At 61.6% G+C, this 8,606-nt stretch carries 7 protein-coding genes and 1 tRNA gene; 7 read left to right on the top strand and 1 reads right to left on the bottom strand.

What is annotated here, in order from left to right; genetic code table 11:
* Nucleotides 1–112 precede the first annotated feature (112 nt).
* Entirely contained in the window at nt 113–1,519 is a 1,407-nt protein-coding gene (locus ACFQ36_RS07145; protein ID WP_377012041.1) for a trehalose-6-phosphate synthase, read from the bottom strand.
* 184 nt (nt 1,520–1,703) lie between these two features.
* Between ACFQ36_RS07145 and ACFQ36_RS07140 the strand changes: the two genes are divergently transcribed.
* From ACFQ36_RS07140 to ACFQ36_RS07110, 7 genes are all read left to right on the top strand, one after another.
* Entirely contained in the window at nt 1,704–2,576 is an 873-nt protein-coding gene (locus tag ACFQ36_RS07140) for a DsbA family protein (RefSeq protein ID WP_377012039.1), read from the top strand.
* Between the two features lie 125 nt (nt 2,577–2,701).
* Nucleotides 2,702–2,778 (top strand) — tRNA-Thr (locus ACFQ36_RS07135).
* A gap of 593 nt (nt 2,779–3,371) precedes the next feature.
* Complete coding sequence (locus ACFQ36_RS07130) at nt 3,372–4,412, top strand: DUF4365 domain-containing protein (protein WP_377012037.1); 1,041 nt, start codon at nt 3,372–3,374, stop codon at nt 4,410–4,412.
* A 276-nt stretch (nt 4,413–4,688) separates the two neighbouring features.
* Entirely contained in the window at nt 4,689–5,249 is a 561-nt protein-coding gene (locus tag ACFQ36_RS07125) for a recombinase family protein (RefSeq protein WP_377012035.1), read from the top strand.
* An 8-nt stretch (nt 5,250–5,257) separates the two neighbouring features.
* Nucleotides 5,258–5,614 (top strand): hypothetical protein, encoded by a 357-nt coding sequence (locus ACFQ36_RS07120; protein WP_377012033.1) that lies wholly within the window; start codon nt 5,258–5,260, stop codon nt 5,612–5,614.
* Between the two features lie 236 nt (nt 5,615–5,850).
* Nucleotides 5,851–7,374, top strand: a complete 1,524-nt coding sequence (locus ACFQ36_RS07115; RefSeq protein ID WP_377012031.1) for an N-6 DNA methylase — start codon at nt 5,851–5,853, stop codon at nt 7,372–7,374.
* Nucleotides 7,367–8,599: a restriction endonuclease subunit S gene (locus ACFQ36_RS07110; RefSeq protein ID WP_377012029.1), complete on the top strand. Its 1,233-nt coding sequence runs from the start codon at nt 7,367–7,369 to the stop codon at nt 8,597–8,599. The genes ACFQ36_RS07115 and ACFQ36_RS07110 overlap by 8 nt, the downstream gene beginning before the upstream one ends.
* Nucleotides 8,600–8,606: the final 7 nt, after the last annotated feature.

Here is an 8,606-nt window from a genome sequence, read left to right as displayed (position 1 = left end):
GGCGTGCTCCACGATCGGCGCGAGCACGCCGTCGAAATCCAGCGCCACCAGCAGCCGCTCGGTGCGGGCCAGCTCCGCCAGCGCGGCGCGCAGGCCGGGACCGGGCAGGGACTCAGCCACGCCCGGCCCCCAGCGCACGCAGGAAGGACTGGGACCAGTGCTCGACGTCGTTCTGCAGGATCTGCCGGCGCATCAGGCGCATCCGGCGCCCGGCCTCCGTCCTGGGCAGGTTGAGGGCCTGCAGGATGCGCTCCTTGAGCCCGTCGATATCGTGCGGATTGACCAGGATGGCCTGCCGCAGGTGGTCCGAGGCACCGGTGAATTCGCTCAGCACCAGGGCCCCGTCCGCCCCGGTACGCGCGGCCACATATTCCTTGGCCACCAGGTTCATGCCGTCGCGCAGCGCGGTGACCAGCATGACGTCGGCGGCCAGGTAGAGCGCCACCATTTCCTCGATGGGGTAGCTGTGGTGCAGGTAGCGGATGGCCGTCTTGCCCAGGGTGTCGAAGGTGCCGTTGATGCGCCCGACCGCGGCCTCGATCTCGTCGCGCAGCAGGCGGTAGGATTCCACGCGCTCGCGGCTGGGGCTCGCCACCTGGATCAGCACCGTGTCCTCCACCTGGAGCTTGCCGTCCTCGAGGAGCTCGCCGTAGGCCTTGATCCGGTGGCCGATGCCCTTGGTGTAGTCCAGCCGGTCCACGCCCAGCAGGATCGTCCGGTTGCCCACTTCCTCGCGGATCTGGCGGGAGCGTTCGATCACGTCCGGCCGGCGGGCCAGCTCGTTGAGGCGGGCCACGTCGATGGAGATGGGGAAGGTGTCCGCGTGGCATTCGCGCCGGCCGCCCTCCTCGTGGAGTTCGACATAGTGCTGCTTGATGATGCTCCCGGTGTAGCGGCGGACGGCGCGCAGGAAGTTGCTGGTGTCGCTGGCCCGCTGGAAGCCCACCAGGTCCGCGCCCAGCAGGCCCTCCAGCACCTGGCGGCGCCACGGCAGCTGGGCGAAGATTTCCACCGGCGGAAACGGAATGTGGTTGAAGAAGCCGATGCGCAGGTCCGGGCGCAGGTCCCGCAGCATGCGGGGCACCAGCTGCAGCTGGTAGTCCTGCACCCACACCGTGGCCCCCTCCGCGGCAATGTCGGCGGTGGCCTCGGCGAAGCGCCGGTTGACCGCCTTGTAGGCGTCCCACCAGGCACGGTGGAACTCCGGCGGGGCAATCACGTCGTGGTAGAGCGGCCACAGCGTGGCATTGGAGAAACCCTCGTAGTAGAGTTCCACCTCGTCCTCGCTCAGCGGCACCGGCACCAGGTAGGTGTCCTCGTGCTCGAACGGCTCCACCGTCTCGTCCGGGGCCCCGTGCCAGCCGACCCAGGCACCCTCCGAACTGCTCATCACCGGGGCCAGGGCCGTCACCAGCCCGCCGGGCGAGCGGCGCCAGCCCTCGCCGTCGGCCACCCGGTCCACCGGCAGGCGGTTCGAGACCACAATGAAGTCGTAGTTCCCATAGTTGCCGTCGCCCACGTAACCTCCAGAACGCTGTTGAAGACTTGTTACGACTCTATCGGGAAGGGAAACAAAGCGGGGGACCGGGACGTTCTTAACCCTTGGAGCCAGGACCGGCACCGGCCCGGGGCCGGCGCTTCACCTAGACTGGTCACGTCCGGCCCCTGCCGGACCGGCACGAGAGCGAAAGACAAGAGGACCAATGGCACAGAACGCCCCCAGAGCCACCAAAGCGGAGCGCACCGCCGCCGCCCGCGAGAAGGCGCGGCAGATGCGCGAAGCGCAGCAGCGCCGGGAGAAGCGCAATTCCCTGCTGCTGCGCTGGGGCATTGTGGGTGCCGTGGTGGCCATCATCGTCGTCGTGGCCCTGATTGTCGTCTCGGGCAACCGCGGCAGCATCCCCGACGCGGGACCGGCTCCGCAGCACGGCAACGTCAACGGCGGCTTTGTGCTGACCAAGGACGGCCTGCAGGACACCCAGGCCCACACCGTGGATGTGGGCAAGATCCCCGCCCCGGCCGCCACCGGCTCGGACGGCAGCATTGTGCCGGCCGGCGTCAAGGCCGCGGCCAAGGGCCAGCCGGCGCAGATCGTGGTGTACGCGGACATGGGCTGCCCGATCTGCAAGGACTTCGAGGCACAGTACTCCGGGTACCTGAACGGCCTGGTAGAGAGCGGCAAGGCCACCGTGGAGTACCGCCTGGCCACCTTCCTGGACCGCGTCTCCACCACCAACTACTCCTCCCGCGCGGCCAACGCGATGGCCTGCGTGGCAGACGAGAAGCCCGAGGCCTTCAACACCTACCTGACCCAGCTGTTCGCCCAGCAGCCGGAAGAGGGCGGCCCGGGCCTGGACAACGCCACCCTGGCCAGGATCGCCGAATCCGCGGGTGCGCCCGGCGTGTCCTCCTGCATTGAGGACGGCAAGTTCCGCCCGTGGGCGAAGTTCACCAACGAGACCTTCAACAAGTACCAGGTGGGCGGCACCCCCACCGTCTACGTCCAGGGCAAGTTGTGGGACGGCGCCAAGCAGCCCGACTTCAAGGCCTTCGCCGACGCCGCGATCAAGGGCTGACAGCCGGCACGACGGCGGACGCCGGGGCGCCGCCCGGCGGGGCGGCCGGCGGAGCGGGAAATGTTTTCCTGATCCGCCGGCCGTCGGTTAGGCTTTTGTAGCCGGGAACGTTGGTTTCCAGGCACGCCTCCTTAGCTCAGTTGGCCAGAGCACCTGTCTTGTAAACAGGGGGTCGCCGGTTCGAATCCGGCAGGGGGCTCCAAGTAAACAAAGGGAAGCCGGGGTGAATGGCCCGACTTCCCTTTGTTTGTTCCCCCTATGATTCCCCCTATCCAGCCCGACTTTTGCCAGTCGACGGGAGAAGAGTGGGCCGGATCAACAAGTCTCCCGTCCCCGGCGGAGCTTCCACCGGTACCGCGCAAACGCGCTGGAAAGGGCTGCCCGGATGGGGTTGCTCATGGCGCAGTCATCGCTCATGGGTGCAGCCATTAGCGACCCGCTGGTTCGCAGCCGCGGGAGCAGATGTGGTGGGGAGAGTTACTGCGGGAACCATCGGTCTCGCAACGACTCGATCTGCCTTACCGTCTCATTGAGACAGGCAGCATGTCCGATCAGAGCACTGACGGTTTGGACCGACGCTCGACTACTTACCTCGTCACGATCAGGCGGAAAGCGCCGTCCAAGGCCGAATTGCGGAGGCAGAAGACTGGGAATCTTATCCGTACGTGGTTCATGTCCTGTCTGGGGTACCGTAAGAATCCAGCGTGACTTCGGGCTACACCGAGCCTGTTTCACTTAACGGGCCACAGTGGTCGGAACAATTTGAAGCGGAATTGGAGCAGAGATTCGTTGAACGTGCCCGAGTCACTGGTAGTTGCGAGCACTCATGCTAAACCAAAGCGGCTTGAATCGGCTGGAACAGGCAGGTCTGGCGTCCATGCTGTAGGGCTAGTCATGGAGCGGGAACTGGATTGGATTTTCCGGGAGCAGCCTGACAATGACTATGGCATCGACGCTCACATGGAAGTCGTTGAGGACGAGACCGTGACGGGCAAACTCCTCGCCCTTCAACTGAAGAGCAGTAAGAATCAGTGGAAGAAGCGTAAGCAGTCCGACGGTTGGTGGTTCTATCCCAAAGCGTCGCACGTCAATTACTGGCTTGACCACTCGCTTCCGGTTGCCGTGGTGCTCTACGACAAGCATTCCAACACTGCGTACTGGCAAGCGGTCAATCAGAAGACTCTCTCCAAGACAAAGCCGCGAAAGAAGAAGAACGGTGTCGAAGAGCCCAAGTGGCGCATCTTCGTCCCAGAGGCGCAGGTAGTCGGTCCGGAGTCAAGGGAGACCCTCGCCCGGCTGGCCGAGGGTGATCCGTACATGCTCCGGTTACGGCAGCTTCGCCTCGCGCTGCCGTGGATGGAACTCCTGCGGGCGGGACGACGAATCCTCTTCGACGTGGAAGAAGCGATCAACAAAACCTCTGGACGCGGCTCCATCATGCTTAGGTCCGTCAACGATGCTAACGAAGACTCGCACGATCTAGGTGAATGGACAGTGCTTCTTGGGTTGAGGTCATACCGGGATGTACTTCCGGCACTGGTTCCGTGGGGAGAGGTCGGCATTCACCAAGAGACGTACGACGACGCGGAATATGACCAGTATTACGAAGAGTGCGTCACCTACGATGAAGAGGACAAGTTCTTCAGCATGGAGTTCGACGAGTGGCGCGATCTCTACCGCTCCGATGAACTGCGACCATTTGAGGAGAGCGGTGGCGGAGAAGTGGCGCGCTGGCGGTTGGAGATCACGTTGAACAATCTGGGCGAAGCTTTTCTCTGTATTGACGAGTTTGCCAAGGGAGATAGCTTGTTTCTGCACCCGCCCCTGCACGCCTGATCTGGGCTTGCTGTCGTAAAGCGGCAACTTGTCTCGTAGTTCCATGGGGAAGGATTCCCGGACACGAGTTTGATACAGGCATCGACATGGCACACTTCCCGATCCTTGAGGTTCTTGCAACAGGGATGAGATTTTGATTCGTGCGTCTCAAAAACGACGGTTATAGGGACGCTGCTCCCGGATTACTGTCAGCGTCTCAGAACCCGTCCCGGAAGCCCGCCGTCTCATTAGCTAATTCTTTATGAGTTCTGATACGCTCCCGGCATGACAACCACCTTGATTGGCTACTCTAGGGTGAGCACCAAGACGGATCAGCGCCTCGACCTCCAGACGGACGCGCTCACCACTGCCGGTTGCCGGAAGATTTTCAGCGACGTCATCAGCGGGTCCACCACCTCCCGCCCCCAGCTCGACGCTTGCTTGGACTACCTCCGCGAAGGCGACACGCTCGTTGTCTGGAAGCTCGACCGACTCGGCCGCAGCCTCCGGCATCTGCTGGAGATCATCGACGAACTGCGCGCCAAAGGCATCGGCTTCAAGAGCCTGTCCGACGGCATCGACACGACCACGGCCAGCGGCAAGATGATGTTCTCCGTCATGGGCGCCTTCGCCGAATTCGAACGGGACCTCATCAAGGAACGCACGAACTCCGGTCTTCAGGCAGCCCGCGACAGGGGGCGGCTCGGAGGGCGCCCCGCCGTGATCACCGAGGAGCTCGCACAGCGGATCAGTTCGCTCCGTGACGAAGGTAAGTCGCCCACGGCCATAGCTAAGGAGCTGGAGATCGGTCGCGCCACCGTCTACCGGCACCTCAAGCAGCAACCAGCGGCCGTCTAGCCATGGACATGCAGCCCTACATCGACGCCGCACTGGCAGGAGATTGGGTCGCACAGGTCACCGTCGTCACCCGCCCCGACCTCGACCCGGACCTCCTCGCCCACCTCATGGCCCAGCCCGACCTCGACAAGCAGGTCCAGCTCGCCATTGCCGAGCGTCGCGACATCGGCACCGAGGTACTGGGATGGGCAGCAGGCAGCGACAGCGGGGTCGTACTGCATCGGGTCATCGTGCACACCACCAGCCCGCTACACCTCGTCCGCGCCATCCGGTACCGGGCAGAGGCACAGGAGCGTCCAGTCTGGGACGCGCTGGCCGAGCATGCTGACAGAGTGCTTGCACGGCGGGATCGGGAAGAGGTTTAGAGCCCCACCTCAGTTGATCAAAGGCGGATCGGCGGACATCAGGAATCACGTCGCTGCCCCAGACCACTTTCTGGTCAGGGTGCTCTCTTTTCTCGTGAGTCACGATCTTGGTATCTACTGCCAAGTCCACGCGATGTTTGATGACTCGACCTTCACCTTGACGAAGGTGAAGGTGCGCCCCGGATAGGATCAGAGGCAGAATCTGGCGGGCCTACATACGGAGCACGGCACCACATATGACGATTGTCACCAACGGCATTGCAATTCATTTGACCCAGCAGCAGTTGGAGAACCGGTTGCTCGCGGCCGCGAACTCCCTCCGTGGTCCTGTCGATCCGGCGGACTTCAAGTCCTATGTGTTCCCCATTCTGTTCTTCAAATGGATTTCCGACTCATGGGACTATGAGCACGAGCGGGCTCTTGAGGATTACGGTGACGATCTCACCATCGAGATTGAGAATGAGGACTACCACCCGTTTGTCATTCCGGACGGATGCCATTGGAAGGACGTTCACGAAACGACGACTCTCGTCGGTGTCAAGCTCAACGACGCGCTGCTTCGGCTTCAGAACGCCAATCCTGATTCACTGACCGGTATCTTCGGCGACGTGAACTGGGCAAACACCGACCGCCTGCCGGAGGTCGCGCTCAACAACCTTCTGGACGTCTTCCACCCGCTGACCCTGAACCGGGCGAGCGTACCCGGCGACATGCTCGGTGCTGCGTACGAATACCTGCTGAGGGAGTTCGCTGACGCGAGCGGAAAGAAGGCGGGGGAATTCTTCACCCCGCGCGAGGTCGTGCACCTACTGGTGAAGATTCTCGACCCCAAGCCCGGAGACTCAATTGTCGACCCCGCCTGCGGTTCGGGCGGAATGCTGGTCGAGACCGTCAACGCCGTCCGCCAGCACGGGGGTGACCCGCGCACCTTGCGCCTACACGGGCAGGAGATCAACCTGACCACCTCGGCGATTGCCAAGATGAACCTGTACCTGCACAACCTTGAGGACTTCAAGATCGTGCGCGGTGACACCTTCCGTGACCCGAAGCTGCTGGACGGCGATCAGCTCCAGAAGTTCGACATGGTGATTACGAATCCGCCGTTCTCGCTCCAGAACTGGGGCGCAGAGGCGTGGCACAATGATCCGTACAAGCGGTCTTTCTGCGGAGTGCCCCCGGCAAAGAACGGCGACTTCGCATGGATTCAGCACATGATCGCGTCCATGAAGAAGGACACGGGGCGCGTGGGCGTCGTCATGCCTCACGGCGTGTTGTTCCGGGGAGGCAAGGAAGCCGCGATCCGCAAGTGCATTCTGGAGCAGGACCTGCTCGAAGCAGTAATCTCACTGCCGAACAACCTGTTCTACTCCACCTCCATCCCTGTGTGCCTCCTGATTTTCCGAAACCAGAAGTCCACCGAACGTGCTAAGCACGTGCTGTTTGTTGACGCGACCGATCGATTCCAGCCGGGCAAGAACCGCAACACCATGTCTGAAGACGACATCGTTGCCATCGATACCGCCTACAAGGCTGGTATCGATCCGGATGGCGAGGGTGGTGTGAACCTGCGGCTGGTGCCCCTGTCGGAAATTGCGGAGAACGGGTACGACCTCAATGTTGGACGGTATGTACGCGCGGAAGCCGCTGAAGAAGTTGACGTTATCGCCGCGATTGCCGCGATGAAGGAGTCACAGGCATCGTTGAAGGCTGCCGAGGAACTGCTGAACGAACGACTGAAGGCGGCTGGTTTCGATGCATGAGGGATGGGCAAAGCACAATCTCGGCGAAGTATCCGAGGTACTGCGACGCGGAATCACTCCGAAGTATGTGGACTCTTTGGATACAGACTCCATCGTGGTGCTGAACCAAAAGTGCATTCGTGACGGAAAAGTCGACCTTAGTTTGGCGCGTGTCACGAAGCGGGTCCCCGCTCTGAAGGAGGATCGAATTCTCAAGCGGGGTGACATCTTAATCAACTCAACAGGTCGAGGGACTCTTGGACGAACAGCACGATGGAACCAAGACATTGAGGCGACTGTAGACAGTCACGTCACCATCCTTCGTCCATCCACTGTCGTCGATGCTTCCTTCTTAGGCGTGGTGCTGGGCGGTCGCGAAGATGAAATCGAGTCGCTAGCATCAGGATCGACGAGTCAGACTGAGCTCAGCCCGGCTTCAATCAGTAGCATGCTAGTTTGGTTTCCGCCCCTGCCTGAGCAGAAGCGAATCGTTGACCTGATAGGCGCTGTTGACGGCGCTATCGACGAAGCATCTCAAACACTGCGTGCAACTGATAACTCGCTGAATGCGTTTCTTGATCGGCTGCACTCTCCCAGAACAACTCCGCTCGGCGAGCTTGCTGCCATGCGCTCTGGTCCGTCGTGGAACTCGAAGCAAGAGAGTGAATCGCCGGTTGAAGGCGCCGTACCGGTTCTGAGTATCACCAATACCAAGGCGGATGGGCGGCTTGACCTATCGGACAGGCGTTTCGTTTCGGGCCTTCCTGATTCAGTGATGCGCCTCAGCGAAAATTCCCTTGTCATCATCAGGACGAATGGAAACCGAGCACGGATCGGCAACGTATATCGGTCAGTGGCTGAGACCGTGGGACACGCTGTTTCTGCCTTTCAGATTGCCGTCGAACCGCTCGACCCGTCGATGTCTTCTTATTTGTACTGGGCACTGCGTGCACCCAACATGCAGGAGAGAATGTCCAATGCAGCCAGCGGGTCGACGGGGCTAGGCAATATCGCGATCGGATGGCTGAAGAATCTTGAGCTGCCGCAGCTTGATGAAGGAAACCAGATCGCATTCGTCGAGCTGTGTGAGGCATTCCATGGAGTCCAAAAATGTTTGCACAGCAAGCTCAATGATCTTCGCACCCTCCGATTTCAGCTACTCTCGTCGCTGCTGTCCGGGCATCACCGCATCCCCGAGTCGTACGACGAGTTGCTGGAAGCGCAGCCAGAATTCGTGGCCGTCTGACCTATTT

Origin of the sequence: Arthrobacter sp. GCM10027362, assembly GCF_042679445.1 — a bacterium.
Lineage (GTDB): Bacteria > Actinomycetota > Actinomycetes > Actinomycetales > Micrococcaceae > Crystallibacter.
Note: the sequence above shows the minus strand (reverse complement) of the source record. Positions and strands in the feature narration are given on the sequence as shown.

Excerpts from the sequence above, each read along its gene's own strand:
- ACFQ36_RS07115 (WP_377012031.1), top strand. The coding sequence starts at position 5,851 with ATGACGATTGTCACCAACGGCATTGCAATTCATTTGACCCAGCAGCAG.
- ACFQ36_RS07140 (WP_377012039.1), top strand. The coding sequence starts at position 1,704 with ATGGCACAGAACGCCCCCAGAGCCACCAAAGCGGAGCGCACCGCCGCC.
- ACFQ36_RS07120 (WP_377012033.1), top strand. The coding sequence starts at position 5,258 with ATGCAGCCCTACATCGACGCCGCACTGGCAGGAGATTGGGTCGCACAG.
- ACFQ36_RS07110 (WP_377012029.1), top strand. The coding sequence starts at position 7,367 with ATGCATGAGGGATGGGCAAAGCACAATCTCGGCGAAGTATCCGAGGTA.